Here is a 15038-nt window from a genome sequence, read left to right as displayed (position 1 = left end):
GGGGTCTTTCATTTGGGCGTGGCGTTGGGCTTTTTCACCACCGCGTAACGCAGCAGCGTGCGCTCGCGCGCCTCGGCGTGGTCCACCACCGGGTGCGGATAGGTCTTGCCGAGTTCCACGCCCGCGGCGGCCAGCTCCAGTTCGCGGGCCTGCCAGGGCGCATGGAGGCAGGCGTCGGGCAAACTGGCCAGCTGGGGCAGGTAGCGGCGGATGAATTTGCCTTGCGGGTCAAAACGTTCGCTCTGGGTGACCGGGTTGAAGATGCGAAAGTAGGGCTGGGCGTCGCAGCCGCTGGAACTGGCCCACTGCCAGCCGCCGTTGTTGGCCGCGAGGTCGAAATCGATCAGGTGGTCGGCGAAATAGGCTTCGCCCCAGCGCCAGTGAATCCCGAGGTCCTTGACCAGAAAACTCGCCACCACCATGCGCAGGCGGTTGTGCATGTAGCCGGTCTGGTTGATCTGCGCCATCGCCGCGTCCACCAGCGGGTAGCCGGTGCGGCCTTCGCACCAGGCGGCGAACAGCTCTTTCGCGTGTTTGCCTTGTTCGAACCTGATGTGGTCGTACTCGGGCTTGAAGGCCTTCTCCACCACGTGCGGGAAGTTGGCCAAGATCTGGTGGTAAAAGTCGCGCCAGATCAGTTCGCTCAGCCAGGTGCTGGCGCCGGCCATGCCCTGCAGGTGCATCTGGTAGGCCACGCTGGCCACCTGGCGGATCGAGAGGGTGCCAAAGCGCAGGTGCACGCTGAGGTAGCTGGGTCCCTTGATGGCGGGGTAGTCGCGGGTCTCGTGGTAGCGGTCGATGCGCTGCACAAAGTCCTCGAACAGCTGGTGCGCGCCCTGTGCACCGGGCACCATCTTGAGCTGGGCGGGGTCGATGGGTTCGAAGTCGATGTCGGACAAACGTGGAACGGGCGCATTCCATTCGCCGCCCACCGGGCCGGGCAGGGCGCCCAGCGAGGCTGCGTACCGGGCCACCGGGTAGGGCTTGAGCTGGAAACTGTCGACTTGCTTGAGCCAGGCGTTCTTGTAGGGCGTGAAGACGCCGAACGCGTGGCCGGCCTGCGTCAGCACCTCGCGGCGCTCGAAGATCACGTGGTCCTTGTGACCGTGGAACATGATGCCTTCATGGGCCAGTTGCCCCAGCACGTGCGCATCGCGCGCGTGGGCGGCGGGCTCGTCGTCGTGGTTGGCGAACACCGCCTGCACCTGCAGCTGCCGGGCCAGGGCGGGGATTTCATCCCGCGCGCGCGCGTGGCGCACGATCAGTCCGGTGGCTTCGGTGCCGTGCTCGCGACCCATCGCGCGCAGCCGGGCATCCAGCTGCACCAGCGATTCCCGGATGAACGCCACCCGCCGGTCGGCGGTCAGACCACGTGCCAGCAGCGGCTCCAGGATCTCGGTGTCCAGGACGAACACACACCACACCTGACGACAGCTTTTGAGGGCGTGGTATAGCGCGGCGTTGTCTTCGGCACGCAGGTCGCGGCGAAACCACATCAGGCCTTTGTCGTAGGTGTTCATGCGCTGGACGGTCGGGTTGCTAGGCGGGGCGCTGCGAACGGGGCGGCGGCTTAAAATCCAGCCATGACCGACGATTTTGCCCCCATCAACCTGACCAATCATTTCCTGATTGCGATGCCCGGTCTCAGCGACGAGCTTTTCGGTCGCAGTGTGGTGTTCATGTGCGAGCACAGCGAGCGCGGTGCCCTCGGTCTGGTGATCAACAAGCCCAGCGACATCCTGTTGCCGCGCCTGTTTGAAAAGGTCGACCTGCCCATGGGCCGCGAAGACCTGGCGCTGTTGCCGGTGTTCCAGGGCGGCCCGGTGCAGACCGAGCGCGGCTTTGTGCTGCACGAAGCGATCGAAGGCGGCGAGGGTGAATCGGTCTACGCTTCCACGCTGTCCATTCCGGGCGGGCTGGAGATGACGACCTCCAAGGACGTGCTCGAAGCCATGTCCTCGGGTGCCGGACCGCGCAAGGTGTTTGTCACCTTGGGCTACGCCTCGTGGGGCCAGGGGCAGCTCGAATCCGAGATCACCGAAAACAGCTGGCTGACCGTGGAGGCCGATCCAAGCCTGATCTTTGATGCGCCCGTGGCCGAGCGCTACGAGCGGGCCATGGCCCTGCTGGGCCTGCAGCCGTGGATGCTGTCGCCAGACGCGGGCCATGCATGATGGCGGTGGAAGTTCCGGTCAACGGTCAGAGTTTTCTAGCCTTTGATTTCGGCCTGAAACGCACGGGCGTGGCCAGCGGCAACCGCATCACGCGCACCGCCACCCCGCAGGCCACGATCGCTGCCGAAGGGGATGCGCGGTTGGCCAAAGTCGCCGAACGCATCCGAGAGTGGCAGCCCGATGCCCTGGTGGTCGGCGTGCCTTACCACCCCGATGGCGCCGCGCACGAAAACACCGCCCGCGCGCTGAAATTTGCGCGCCAGCTGCGTGGCCGTCACGGTCTGCCGGTCTATGAGGTGGACGAGCGCTACAGCACCACCGAAGCCCATGCGCTGGGCGCGAAAGATGCCGACGCCGCATCGGCCTGCATCATCCTGGAACAGTTTTTGAGGAGCCTGCCTTGAGTGCATTGCAACTGGACGCCGAACAGCTCTACCTGGCGTTGCTGAAGGGCGTGAAAAACCTGATCGCCTCCACCCCCGAGCCGGTGTACCTGGCCGGCATCACATCGGGCGGCGCATGGCTGGCCGAGCGCCTGCAGCGCGATCTCGGGCGCGACGGCGATGCCGGCGTGATCTCGTCCAGCATGCACCGCGACGACTTCGCCCAGCGCGGTCTGGCGCTCAGTGCCCAGACCGTGCTGCCGTTCGACGTGAACGGCGCGCACGTGATCCTGATCGACGACGTGCTCTACACCGGCCGCACCCTGCGCGCGGTGATCAACGAACTGTTCGACTACGGTCGCCCGGCCAGCGTGCAGCTGGCGGTGCTGGTGGACCGGGGCGGACGCGAACTGCCGATCGAGGCCCGGGTCTGCGCGGCCACGGTGGTTTTGGCACCGACGCAAACGCTTGAACTGGCGCGCGACGACCAGGGGCGCCTGAGCTTCGTGCTGGAAAACAAGAAGGAAGCCTGAAACGTGGCCAAGAACCCCCAACTCAACAAGAACGGTGAACTCATTCACCTGCTGTCCACCGAGGGCCTGTCGCGCGACATCCTCACCAAAATTCTCGACACCGCGGCCAACTTCGTGAGCGTCAGCAACCGCGAGGTCAAGAAGGTGCCACTGCTGCGTGGCAAGAGCGTGTTCAACCTGTTCTTCGAGAACAGCACCCGCACGCGCACCACTTTCGATATCGCGGCCACGCGCCTGTCGGCCGACGTGTACACGCTGGACATCGCGCGCAGCTCCACCGCCAAGGGCGAGTCGCTGCTCGACACCATCGCCAACCTCTCTGCGATGGCCGCCGACATCTTCGTCGTGCGGCACAGCGAGTCGGGCGCCCCGTACCTGATTTCGCAGCACGTGGCGCCGCATGTGCACGTGATCAACGCCGGTGACGGCCGCCATGCCCACCCCACGCAGGGCCTGCTGGACATGTACACGATCCGGCACTACAAGAAAGATTTCACCAAGCTCTCGGTGGCCATCGTCGGTGACGTGCTGCATTCGCGCGTGGCGCGCTCCGACATCCATGCGCTGACCACGCTGGGTTGCCCGGACGTTCGTGTGGTCGGCCCTCGCACCCTGGTGCCGGGCGACCTTTCGCAGATGGGTGTGCGCGTTTGTCACACCCTGGAAGAAGGCATCAAGGACTGCGACGTGGTGATCACCCTGCGTCTGCAGAACGAGCGCATGAGCGGCGCGCTGCTGCCGTCGAGCCAGGAGTATTTCAAGAGCTTTGGCCTCACGCCCGAGCGCCTGTGCTGGGCCAAACCCGACGCCATCGTCATGCACCCGGGGCCGATCAACCGCGGCGTGGAGATCGATTCGGCGGTGGTCGATGGACCGCAGAGCGTGATCCTGCCGCAGGTCACTTTCGGCATCGCCGTGCGCATGGCGGTGATGGGCATCGTTGCAGGGAACGAGGCATAACATGAAAATACTGATTCAAAATGGCCGCGTCATGGACCCGGCCACCGGCCGCGACGAACGGGCGGACATCGCCATCGCGGCCGGTCGCATCATCGCCATCGGCAACGTGGCGCCCGATTTCCACGCCAACCGCACCATCGACGCCACCGGCTGCGTGGTCGCGCCCGGCCTGGTGGACCTCGCGGTGCGCCTGCGCGAGCCCGGCCAGGAACACGCCGCGATGCTGGAGAGCGAAATGGCCGCGGCGGTCGCTGGCGGCGTGACCTCGCTGGTCTGCCCGCCCGACACCGATCCGGTGCTGGACGAACCCGGCCTGGTGGACATGCTCAAGTTCCGCGCCGAAAAACTGCACCAGGCGCGGGTGTTTCCGCTGGGGGCGCTCACCCGGGGTCTGAAGGGCGAAGAACTGACCGAGATGGCCGAACTCACCGAGTCCGGTTGCATCGGCTTCGGCCAGGCCGAGGTACCGATCGTCAACGTACAGGTGCTGCAGCGCGCCCTGCAGTACGCAGCGACCTTTGGCTACACCGTCTGGCTGCGTCCGCAGGACTTCTGGCTCGGCAAGGGCGTGGCCGCCAGCGGCCCGCTGGCCACGCGCATGGGCCTGGCCGGCATTCCGGTGATGGCCGAGACCATCGCGCTGCACACGCTGTTCGAGTTGCTGCGCTCGGTGCACGGCAAGGGCAGCGAAGCACGCGTGCACCTGTGCCGCATCAGCAGCGCCGCCGGGCTGGCGCTGGTGCGCCAGGCCAAGGCCGAAGGCCTGCCGGTGAGTTGCGACGTGAGCGTGCACAACCTGCACCTGACCGATGTGGACATCGGTTATTACGACAGCCGCCTGCGCCTGCAGCCGCCGGTGCGCCAGCAGCGCGACCGCGATGCGCTGCGAGCGGGGCTGGCCGATGGCAGCATCGATGCGCTGGTGTCCGACCACAACCCGGTGGAGAGCGACGCCAAGGTGCTGCCCTTCGCCGAAGCCGAGCCCGGCGCCACCGGCGTCGAATTGCTGCTCGGCCTGGCCTGCAAATGGGCGCAACAGGATGGCCTGGGCCTGATGCAGGCCCTCACCGTGCTGACCACCGGCCCGCAGGCGGTGCTGGGCAACAGCCTGGGCACGCTGCAGCACAGCGTGGGCCAGCTGACTGTGGGTGGTCAGGCCGACCTGTGCATCTTCGATCCCAACGCCAGCTGGCGTGTGGAGCCGGCGGCGCTGCGCAGCCAGGGCAAACACACACCTTTCGGCGGACACGAAATGCCGGTGCGTGTGCGCGCCACGCTGGTGGCTGGCCAGGTCGCGCACGAGCTGAGCGCGGCTGCGGCGCTGGCGTGAGCGCACGCGGGTCGCGCTTGACAGCGCTGTGGCGGGCCGTTCGCGCCCTGGGCCATGTGCTGCGCGGCCTGTGGATCATCCGCAGCGAGTTCGGGCAACTCACGCCCGACCAGTGTGCGCTGATGGTGCGCGAATGGTCGCGCCAGATGCTGCGCATCATGGGCGTGGAGCTGGTGGTGCGTGGCACCTCGCCCGCGAACGGGCCGGTGCTGCTGGTGGCCAACCACATCTCCTGGCTCGACATCGTGGTCATGAACGCCGCGCAGCCGGCGCGCTTCGTGTCCAAGGCCGACGTGAAACACTGGCCGGTGCTGGGTGCACTCATCACCGGGGCGGGCACGCTCTACATCGAGCGCGAGAGCCGGCGCGATGCCATGCGGGTGGTGCACCAGATGGCCGAACGCCTGCGCGCCCACGACAGCATCGCCGTGTTTCCCGAAGGCACCACGGGCGATGGCCGTTCGCTGTTGCCGTTCCACGCCAACCTGTTCCAGGCGGCCATTTCGGCCAATGCGCCGGTGCTGCCGGTCGCGATGGCCTATGTGGATGGTGCCAGTGGCGGGCGCAGCGACGCCCCTCTGTTCATCGGAGACACCACGCTGGTTGCTTCGATCTGGAGCACGCTGCGCGCCCAGGATCTGCAGGCCGTGGTGCATTACGGCGAACCCCAGTTCTTTCAGGGGCGCGACCGGCGGGCCTGGGCGCAGGACGTGCGCACCGAGGTGGCGCAGATGCTGGGGCTGGCGCCACCAGTCAACTGAATCGGCCCGTTCAGCCCTTCACGCGCTGCATCATCAGCTCGGTGTTGGTCTTGCGGTCGGCATTGACCTTCTGCACGGCGGGCCGTTCGCCCAGGCGCTTGAGGTAGTCGCGCACGGGCAGATCGGCCAGGTAGTCGCGGCCATAGATGATCCGGGTCGCGCCACTCACCAGGGGCAGGTGAACGGCAGCAGCCACATCGGCCAGGGTGAAGCTGTCGCCTGCGATGAAGGGCGAAAACTTCGCCAGCCTGGCGAAGGCCGCGATGTTCTTCTTCAGCTGCTGACCGGTTTTTTCCTTGGCCGCGTCGCTGATCTTGCCGCCGAAGAAGGCCTCGGGGTAGAGGTTGCGCGCGACCAGCTCGAGGTGCAGTTCCAGGTAGCGCAGCAGTTCGCGCACCTTGGCCGCGGCAAACGGATCGGCGGGCAGCAGCGGTTGCTGCGGGTACTTCGCCTCGATGTATTCGAGCATCACGGTGGACTCGCAGAGCGTGCCCTCGTCGGTCTTCAGGTAGGGCACCTTGCCCAGCGGGCTGGCGGCCCTGTCGGTCTGGCCCACCCAGGCCAGTTCTTCCTCAAAAGGCACGCCTTTTTCGAGCAGGGCGAGCTTGACTTTGTTGTAGTAGTTGCTGGCCGCGAAGCCGCAGAGTGTGAGCATGAAAGTCTCCGTTGTGGTCTTGTCGAACGTCCATCGTATCGACGACCCGGACGCCGCAGGGTCGCGCATTTGACCCGTCGCTGATAGACTCTTGGCATGCACTTCGCACGCGCCCACTGCCGACTGACCTCATGGCTTGCCATGCTGGTCATGGTGTTTGGCGCGCTGGCGCCGGCCGTGGCGCAGGCCATGGTGGCCTCTTCGGACCGCGCCGGTTGGGTCGAGGTCTGCAGCGCCAGCGGCATGCTCTGGGTCAAGGCAGACGGGTCCGGGGCGGTTGATGCGGGCATGGACGAACCCATGTCCGATGTGTCCCAGCATTGCCCCTGGTGCAACCTGCACGGCGGAGCTGCCGGCCTGCCACCCGTGGCCCACGTCGCGGACTTTTTGGATGCCCCGGCCGATCCGGTGCCGGTTTTTTCAAGCGCCTCAGCGCCTTCCGCCGTCTGGGCCGCGCCCCAGGCCCGCGGCCCCCCGCTCGCTTCCTGACTTCACCACGGCTGCGCACCTTCACGGGTGCTGCGTGTGTTCCATGATGTTCAGGAGGCCCCATGCCTCGACTCTCCCATTTTGCTTCTCCAGCGCTGCAGCGGATGTCCCGCCGTCGTGTCAATGCCTGGTTGGGTGCGGCCGCATTCGGTGGGCTGCTGGCCGGCTGTGAGTGGCCGCTGAGCAGCCCGCCTGCCGCCGCCTTCAAGGGCATCGACATCGCCGGCGCGCCTTATGGGCGTGGTTTTGCACTGACCGATTTCAACGGCCAGTCGCGCACCCTGGCCGACTACAGCGGTCGGGTGGTGATGCTGTACTTCGGCTTCGTGCAGTGCCCGGATGTGTGCCCCACCGCACTCACGAGGGCCGCTGCCGTGAAGCAGCAGCTCGGCGCCGACGCCGCACAGCTGCAGGTGATCTTTGTCACCGTGGACCCGGAGCGCGACACGCCCGAGCTGCTGCGCGACTACATGGCCGCGTTCGACCCCTCGTTCATGGCGCTCACCGGCAGCCCCGAGCAGATCAAGGCGGTGGCCGACGAATTCCGGGTCTATTACAAGAAGGTCCCAACCGGCAGCACCTACACCATGGACCACACCGCGCTGAGCTACCTGTTCGACCGCGAGGGCCACATCCGCGTGGTGCTGCGCCACGAACAGACCGCTGACGACTACACCGCCGACATCCGGCAACTGCTGGCCGAAAAACCGGCCTGACGCTTTCTTTTTCCTCAACGCAAATCCAACTGGAGTCATCATGAAAAAACTGCTCATCGCTTCGCTGCTCGCCGTCACCGCCGGTGCCTGGGCGCAAACCACGGTCAAGGTCGAAGACGTCTGGGTGCGCGGCACCGTGGCCACGCAAAAAGCCTCGGGCGCCTTCATGCGCCTCACGCCCTCGGCCAACGCCCGTCTGGTGGCGGTCGAGTCGCCCGTGGCCGGCGTGGTGGAAATCCACGAAATGGCGATGGAAAACGACGTCATGAAGATGCGTCAGATCACGGGCCTGGACCTGGCCGCCGGCCGCACCACGGAGCTCAAGCCCGGCGGTTTTCACGTGATGCTGATGGACCTGAAACAGCCGCTCAAGGGCGGCGACAGCGTGCCCCTCACCCTGGTTTTCGAAGACGCCACCAAGCAGCGCTTCACACAGGACGTCAAGGCGCCGGTGACCGCGCTGGGAGGTGGCAATGCACCCATGCCCATGAAGCCGGGCGCTGACATGAAGCCCGGTATGGAACGCAAACACTGAGCAGGTCCTTCGGCCACTCCGGGAGCGACTCCATGAACTTTTCATCCTCCATCTTTCATCAGGCCGCCCTTGCTCTGGCTCTGGTGCTGGGGAGCGGGCTGGCCGCGGCCAAATCCGTGCCCGGCGACGGCGCCATCCCCGTGGTCGAGCTGATGCCGCTGACCCTGAAGCACGAGGCGGACCTCCTGCTCACAGCCGAGCAGATCCAGGCGCTGGACGACTACCGCAAGCAGGCCATGCCCGGCCGCGTGGCGCTGCAGAAAAAGATCCAGACGCTGCGCGGCGAACTGCGCATGGCGATCCTGGACAACCAGCCCGCCGCGAATCGTGAAGCGCTGATGAAGCAGATCGCCGAGGCCGAGGTCGAGCACTTCAAGGGCCGCGAGCGTTGTGTGGAGGCCCTGCGCAAGATCATGAGCGCCGAGCAGTTCACCCAGATCAGCCAGCTCTACCTCGACGGTCTGCGCTGACTGAATCGGCCACGGCGTTCCACCCATGTCCACCCGTCTGATGCGTGCCCTCGCGCGCGGCCTGCTGGCCGCGCTGCTGCTGGCCGTGCTCGCGCCGGCGGTCTCGCGCGCGCTGGCCAGCACGCGGGTGGCGGGCGACTGGGTGGAGCTCTGCACCTCGCAGGGCATGCAATGGGTCCAGTTGACGGCCGGGGCGGTGGAACCCGAGCCGGTCAGCGCCGACGACCTGCTGCACGCGCTGGACGATTGCGGCCATTGCGCCCTGGCGGCCGAGCGCTTTGCACCGCTGCTGCCGGCGCTGCCGGTGTTGCCAGCGGCCGACGGCACCTGGGCCACACCGCGGCACCAGGCGGCCACCCAACACGACCTGGCCGCGCCCAGCCCCGGCGCACGCGGCCCCCCGCTGCTGAGCTGAACCCGTCGCGCGACCCCAAGGAGTGGGGTCGCTGGTTCAGAGGCCGGTGAGTTCCACCGGCATGTCTCAGGAGCGTTTCATGACTTCAACCGTATCTTCCGTGGCGCTGGCCTGCGCCAGCAACCAGTCGATTTTTCTCGCCGGTGAATCCGGTCCCGTGTGGCGCGTGGTCGAAGGTGTCGTGCACCTGGACCGCGACAGTGGCCCGATCCGCCAGCCGGTGCAACTGGCCCTGCCGGGCGACCTGATCGGCGCCGAGTCCCTGTGTGGCCAACCCTACCAGTTCAGCGCCAGCGCGTTCACGCGTTGCCGGCTGGAGCCGGTGGGTCCGGATGCTGCGCCCGAGCCCTTGCTGCAGCAGGCCCTGCTGCAGCAACTGGACCGCAGCCAGGACATGGCCCAACTGCGCAGCGGCAACGTGCAGCAGCGTCTGACCCATCTGCTGGGCCTGATGGGGCTGGACCGCGCGGTTCATGAAGCCGGTCGTATGGGCCAGGCTGATGCGGTGCGCGAGGCCCTGCCCGCGCTGCGCGAGGTGGCCCTGCTGGTGGACGCCAAGACCGAAACCGTCTGCCGCGCCCTGGCGCAACTGCTGCCCCCGCGCAGCCGCAAGCGCGGGCCGGTGCGCGCCGTGCGCGACTGGTCGAGCACCGCGCCCGCGCGCCTGGCCACGGCCTGGGCGGCCAACGCGGCACCGCTCGGTGCTGCCGCGTGACGACCCTCTGACCACACAGCTCGGCCACTGACGCTCCGCAGTACGGATCGCACGCGCCGCACGCGGGGCGATCCACCGGATGCGGATGGAGCGTGAAGCCGTGCGCGGGCGCGCCGTCCCCGCGCGGGTGCTGCCCGCCCGGAGCGAGGGGCCACTGCGCCCGCACCGCGCCCGGGCACGTTCGCCGCTGACCGCGTCGTTGCGTCCATCCGCTTGTGTTTCTTTTTTCGACTTCAACAACAAGGACTCTCCATGACCGATCTCCGCCCGTCCCACTTCCACCGCGCCATGGCGCTGGCCATGCCCGCACTGAGCCTGCTGTGCAGCCAGGCTCTGGCGCAGGACGCCGCCGTCAGCACCTTGCCGGCCGTCACCGTCCGTGCCGATCAGGCCGCGCTGCCCGGCGCCACCCCCGTGGACAAGGCCAGCTTGCAGGCGCAGCGCGCGGCCACCAGCGACACAGCCCGCCTGCTGCAGGACATCCCCGGTGTGAGCCTCAATGGGGCGGGTGGCGTGTCGAGCCTGCCTTCGATGCACGGCCTGGCCGACGACCGGTTGCGCATCCAGGTCGATGGCATGGACCTGATCGCGTCCTGCCCGAACCACATGAATCCGGCGCTCTCCTACATCGATCCCACACAACTGGGTTCGCTCAAGGTCTATGCCGGCATCTCGCCCGTCAGTGCGGGCGGTGACAGCATCGGCGGCAGCATCCTGGCCGAGACGCGTGCGCCAAAATTTGCGCAGCCCGGGCAGGCGCCGATCCGTGAAGGCGAGGTGGGCGCCTTCTACCGCAGCAACAACAGCGCGCAGGGCCTGAACCTGTCGGCCATGCTGGCCACCGAGCAGCTCAACGTCAGCTACAGCGGCGCCACCAGCCAGGCCGACAACTACTCGGCGGGCGGTGATTTCAAGACCTACGAGTTCACCGGCCGGCCGGGCCACACCCTGGCGCGCGACGAAGTGGGCTCCACCGCCTACGAGACGCGCAACCACGCGCTGGGTCTCGCCTTCAAGCAGGACAATCACCTGCTGGAAGCGCGGCTGGGGGTGCAGGACATGCCCTACCAGCGCTACCCGAACCAGCGCATGGACCTGCTCGACAACGACCAGAAGAGCATCAACCTGAGCTACACCGGCCAGCTCGCCTGGGGCACGCTGGAGGCGCGCGCTTACCACGAGACCGTGGACCACTTCATGGACTTCGGCGCCGACAAGCGTTTCTGGTACGGCACGGCTTCGGGCGGACCGATGATGGTCAACGGCGCCCCCTGCAGCCCCATCAGCGCCAGCTGCGCCGCTGGCATGCCCATGTTCACCGAGGGCAAGACCACCGGCTTCAGCGTCAAGGGTGAGCTGCCGCTGAGCGAGCAGGACCGCTTGCGGGTGGGTGCCGATCTGCAGCGCTACCGCATCAACGACTGGTGGACGCCCTCGGGCGGTGGCATGTACCCCGGCACCTTCTGGAACATCCGCGACGGCGAGCGCGACCGCACGGGGCTCTGGAGCGAATGGGAGTCGCGCCCGAGCGCGCAGTGGATGACGCTGGTCGGCGCGCGCGTGGAGCAGGTGAAGATGGACGCCGGCAAGGCGGTCGGCTACAACCCGGCCGGCATGGGCTTCCAGGCCCGCGATGCCAACGCCTTCAACGCCCGCGACCACCGCTCGACCGACACCAACGTCGACGGCACGGCCCTGGCGCGCTACACCGCCAGCGAGCAGATCGACATCGAGTTCGGCTTCGCCCACAAGGAGCGTTCGCCCAACGTCTACGAGCGCTTCCCCTGGTCCACCTGGCAGATGGCGGCGCTGATGAACAACTTCGTGGGCGACGGCAACGGCTACGTCGGCAACCTCGACCTGAGGCCCGAGAAGGCCAACACGCTGTCCGCCACGTTCGACTGGCACGCCGCCGACAAGGCCTGGGGTTTCCAGGCCACGCCGTACTACACGCGCGTCAGCGACTACATCGACGCGGTCCAGTGGGACGCCACCACCAACCAGGCCGCCGCAACCCCGGTGAAGAACAAGTTCAGCGTGCTGCGCTACACCAACCAGACCGCGCGCCTGGTTGGCGTGGACCTGGCCGGGCACGCGCCGCTGGCCACCAACACGCTGGGTGACTGGGGCGTCAAGGGCCTGCTGAACGTCACCCACGGGAAAAACCTCGACACCGGCAATGGGCTCTACAACGTGATGCCGCTCAACGGCAAGCTGGCACTGACCCACAAGGCCGGCGGCTGGGACAACAGCCTGGAGCTGGTGGCGGTGAAGGCCAAGACCTCCGTGTCATCGGTGCGAAACGAAACCAGGACACCGGGCTACGGGCTGGTCCACCTGCGCGGCAGCTACTCGTGGAAAACGGTGCGGCTGGACTTCGGCATCGAGAACCTGTTCGACCGGTTGTACTTCCTGCCCACGGGCGGTGCCTACACCGGCCAGGGCACCACGATGAGCAACCCCATGCTGCCCAACTACCCGCAGTGGGGCACGGCCGTGCCGGGCATGGGCCGCACGCTCTACGCGGGGGTGAACGTGAAGTTCTGAGCCTCAAAACCCAAAACCTTCCCAAAAAAATCCAGACAGGTTTCCAGATGAAGACCACCCCCAAAACCCTCCTGGCCGCCGCCGTCGCGGCCTTGGCCGCCCCAGGCACCTGGGCGCAGACCGGCCCAACCCCGACGCAGACCCTGCGCCAGACCACCGTGACCGGCTCCACCATCAACGACCGCTTTGGCGACAGCACGCGCGAACCGACCAGCACGGTGAGCCTGTCCGGGCGCGAGATCGAAGCACAGCATGCCGACAACCTGGTGCAGGTGCTCAAGGCCATTCCGGGCGTGACCATCGACACGCAGGGTGGGGACGACCTGAAGATCAAGTTCCGCGGTGTGGAGAACCAGCGCTACATGGGCGAGAAGCCGGGCGTGGCCATCGTCATCGACGGTGTGCCGGTGTTTGAGCGCACCGGCAAGGTCAACATCAACCTGGACAACATCGAGAGCATCAAGGTCATCAAGGGCGGCGCGTCCTACCTGTTCGGCGAGGACGCGCTCGCTGGTGCCGTGATCATCACCACCAAGCGTGGCGCCACCCACAAGGGCGTGTCCGTCGAGACCGATGTGGGCGCCTATGGCTACCAGCGCGAACTGGCGCGCATTGGCCGCGCGGGCGACAACTGGTCAGGCCACCTGCAGATCTCCCAGCGCAAGGCCGACGACTACCACTTCCAGTCGAACTACAAGTCCCAGGCGCTCGCGGGCAACCTGCGCTGGCTGCTGAATGACCACTCCGACCTGACCCTGGGCCTGGAAAAGGAGGACCGCTTTCGCGACAAGCACGGCACCGTGACCGGCGTGACGCAGGCCACCCTTGACCCCAGGGGCACGCTGGGCCGCGACTACGCGCGCCACTTCGACGTGGACCTGGAGCGTGTGAACCTCACCTATTCCAACGACCTGTCCGACCGCACCAACCTGCTGGCCCTGGCCTACCAGTACCGGGATCACACCCAGTTCTGGTCGGCGCCGCAACGCTTCAGCACCACCGGGGCCCCCATCTCCAGCCCCGACGCCTACACCACGTTCAACGACTACCACCAGACGCAACGCGGGGTGAAGAGCGAGTTGCGCACCACCACGGGCCCGATGGCCTGGATGGGTGGCGTGGAGTTCAAACGCAACGAATACCTGAACCGGACCCACGCCATGGTCGGCTACAGGAACAGCCCGAGCCCCATGGAAAGACCCACGGCGGCAGGCACCGTGTTCACCGACGACCGCACCGGCGAAAACGTGCAGGCGCTCTACGGCGAAGGCCAGTGGCGTCTGGCCACGGACTGGACGCTGACCGGCAACCTGCGCCACGACCGCATCGAGCTCGACTACGACGCCAGGCCGGTGTCGGGCAACCGCAATTCGGCCATCGCCGAACGCAAGACCTTCGATGCCGACAGCGCGCGGCTGGGTCTGAGCTGGAGCGGCCTGACCAACACCGTGCTGTTCGGCAACGTCTCCACCGGCTTTCGCGCCCCCACGGTGGACCAGCTCTACCGCGGCAGCCAGAGCCCCTCGGGCAGCGTGGCCAACAACCCCGACCTGAAGACGGAGCAGGCCACCAACTTCGAGGTCGGCATGCGCAAGACCTTCACGCTGCTGGCGCGCGAGGCCAGCCTGCAGGCCGCGGTGTTCCAGATCGACCGCAAGGACTTCATCCTGGACACCAACGGCCAGTATTCAAACGGCAACGCGGCCAACATCGCACGGTACGAGAACATCGGCGGCGCTCGCTCGCGTGGCCTGGAGCTGGCATTGCAGTCCTCGATCTCGCCGGCCTGGAGCTGGGACCTGGCCTACACCTACCTGGACTCGACCTTCACCCGGTACGACCGGTTCCTGCAGGCCCTGGGCAATCCGCGCGGCACGCTGGTCGGCACCGGCGCCTGCACGGGTCCCAACCCCAACTGGAACAACTGCTACCAGCTCGTGCCCTACAACAACACCGGTAACAAGGTGCCCCGCGTGCCGCCCCATGCCATCAACCTGCGCACGGCGTGGAAGCCGGACCCGGCCTGGAAGCTGTCGGCCGAACTCGATTACCGCGCCACGGCCTGGGCCGACGAAATCAACCAGGAAAAATGGCCGGGCCGCACGGTGTTCAACCTGATGGCCGACTACAGGCGCAAGACCACCTGGCTCAGCGGGGCCACGCTGAGCGCCTTCGTGCGGGTGGACAACGTGTTCGACAAGCGCCACTACACCATCGCGCGTGGCACCAACGATTCGCAGAGCTATGCCACCAACTTCCGGTACGACGGCAGGTACAACGCCGAGGACCTGTCCATCACCGTCGACCCGGGACGCGTCTGGCGCGTCGGGCTGGCCCTGCGTTTCTGAGGAGGCT

At 67.0% G+C, this 15038-nt stretch carries 16 protein-coding genes; 14 read left to right on the top strand and 2 right to left on the bottom strand.

The genetic code is table 11. The features are described from left to right. Positions 1-8: 8 nt before the first annotated feature. Positions 9-1520, bottom strand: coding sequence for a cryptochrome/photolyase family protein (locus ACN5W5_RS11020; RefSeq protein WP_420048564.1), 1512 nt, complete (start codon positions 1518-1520; stop codon positions 9-11). 63 nt (positions 1521-1583) lie between these two features. On the opposite strand from ACN5W5_RS11020, the gene ACN5W5_RS11015 reads away from it, so the two are divergent. From ACN5W5_RS11015 to ACN5W5_RS10990, 6 genes are read left to right on the top strand one after another with little or no spacing between them, the layout of a single operon-like run. Beyond that, entirely contained in the window at positions 1584-2174 is a 591-nt protein-coding gene (locus tag ACN5W5_RS11015) for a YqgE/AlgH family protein (RefSeq protein ID WP_177131934.1), read from the top strand. Beyond that, positions 2171-2578, top strand: coding sequence for a Holliday junction resolvase RuvX (gene ruvX, locus ACN5W5_RS11010; RefSeq protein WP_420048563.1), 408 nt, complete (start codon positions 2171-2173; stop codon positions 2576-2578). Before ACN5W5_RS11015 ends, ruvX begins: the two co-directional genes overlap by 4 nt. Next, positions 2575-3090, top strand: a complete 516-nt coding sequence (gene pyrR, locus ACN5W5_RS11005; protein ID WP_420048562.1) for a bifunctional pyr operon transcriptional regulator/uracil phosphoribosyltransferase PyrR — start codon at positions 2575-2577, stop codon at positions 3088-3090. Before ruvX ends, pyrR begins: the two co-directional genes overlap by 4 nt. A 3-nt stretch (positions 3091-3093) precedes the next feature. Further along, positions 3094-4050, top strand: coding sequence for an aspartate carbamoyltransferase catalytic subunit (locus ACN5W5_RS11000; protein WP_420048561.1), 957 nt, complete (start codon positions 3094-3096; stop codon positions 4048-4050). A 1-nt stretch (position 4051) separates the two neighbouring features. Next, entirely contained in the window at positions 4052-5380 is a 1329-nt protein-coding gene (locus ACN5W5_RS10995) for a dihydroorotase (RefSeq protein ID WP_420048560.1), read from the top strand. Further along, positions 5377-6141 carry a lysophospholipid acyltransferase family protein gene (locus ACN5W5_RS10990; RefSeq protein ID WP_420048559.1) on the top strand — a complete coding sequence of 255 codons (765 nt, stop codon included), beginning with the start codon at positions 5377-5379 and terminating at the stop codon, positions 6139-6141. Before ACN5W5_RS10995 ends, ACN5W5_RS10990 begins: the two co-directional genes overlap by 4 nt. Before the next feature lie 10 nt (positions 6142-6151). Here ACN5W5_RS10990 and ACN5W5_RS10985 read toward each other — a convergent pair whose 3' ends face one another. Continuing rightward, positions 6152-6796 (bottom strand): glutathione S-transferase family protein, encoded by a 645-nt coding sequence (locus tag ACN5W5_RS10985; RefSeq protein WP_420048558.1) that lies wholly within the window; start codon positions 6794-6796, stop codon positions 6152-6154. Between the two features lie 96 nt (positions 6797-6892). Between ACN5W5_RS10985 and ACN5W5_RS10980 the strand changes: the two genes are divergently transcribed. The 8 genes from ACN5W5_RS10980 (at position 6893) to ACN5W5_RS10945 (ending at position 15031) form a co-directional block, all read left to right on the top strand. Continuing rightward, positions 6893-7285 (top strand): DUF2946 domain-containing protein, encoded by a 393-nt coding sequence (locus ACN5W5_RS10980; RefSeq protein WP_420048557.1) that lies wholly within the window; start codon positions 6893-6895, stop codon positions 7283-7285. Positions 7286-7347: 62 nt separating this feature from the next. Further along, on the top strand, positions 7348-8001 hold the full coding sequence (locus tag ACN5W5_RS10975; protein WP_420048556.1) for an SCO family protein: 654 nt from the start codon (positions 7348-7350) through the stop codon (positions 7999-8001). A gap of 40 nt (positions 8002-8041) precedes the next feature. Further along, complete coding sequence (locus ACN5W5_RS10970; RefSeq protein WP_420048555.1) at positions 8042-8536, top strand: copper chaperone PCu(A)C; 495 nt, start codon at positions 8042-8044, stop codon at positions 8534-8536. 32 nt (positions 8537-8568) lie between these two features. Beyond that, entirely contained in the window at positions 8569-9006 is a 438-nt protein-coding gene (locus ACN5W5_RS10965; protein WP_420048554.1) for a hypothetical protein, read from the top strand. 25 nt (positions 9007-9031) lie between these two features. After that, entirely contained in the window at positions 9032-9421 is a 390-nt protein-coding gene (locus ACN5W5_RS10960; protein ID WP_420048553.1) for a DUF2946 family protein, read from the top strand. 79 nt (positions 9422-9500) lie between these two features. Next, positions 9501-10136: a hypothetical protein gene (locus ACN5W5_RS10955; protein WP_420048552.1), complete on the top strand. Its 636-nt coding sequence runs from the start codon at positions 9501-9503 to the stop codon at positions 10134-10136. A gap of 252 nt (positions 10137-10388) precedes the next feature. Continuing rightward, positions 10389-12683: a TonB-dependent receptor gene (locus ACN5W5_RS10950; RefSeq protein WP_420048551.1), complete on the top strand. Its 2295-nt coding sequence runs from the start codon at positions 10389-10391 to the stop codon at positions 12681-12683. Positions 12684-12730: 47 nt separating this feature from the next. Then, positions 12731-15031, top strand: a complete 2301-nt coding sequence (locus tag ACN5W5_RS10945; RefSeq protein WP_420048550.1) for a TonB-dependent receptor — start codon at positions 12731-12733, stop codon at positions 15029-15031. The last annotated feature ends 7 nt before the right edge of the window (positions 15032-15038 follow it).

The sequence above is a fragment of the Hydrogenophaga sp. ZJX-1 genome (genome assembly GCF_048590325.1).
Lineage (GTDB): Bacteria > Pseudomonadota > Gammaproteobacteria > Burkholderiales > Burkholderiaceae_C > Hydrogenophaga.
The sequence above is the reverse complement of the archived record's forward strand: the minus strand, read 5'-3'. Positions and strand labels throughout refer to the sequence as shown.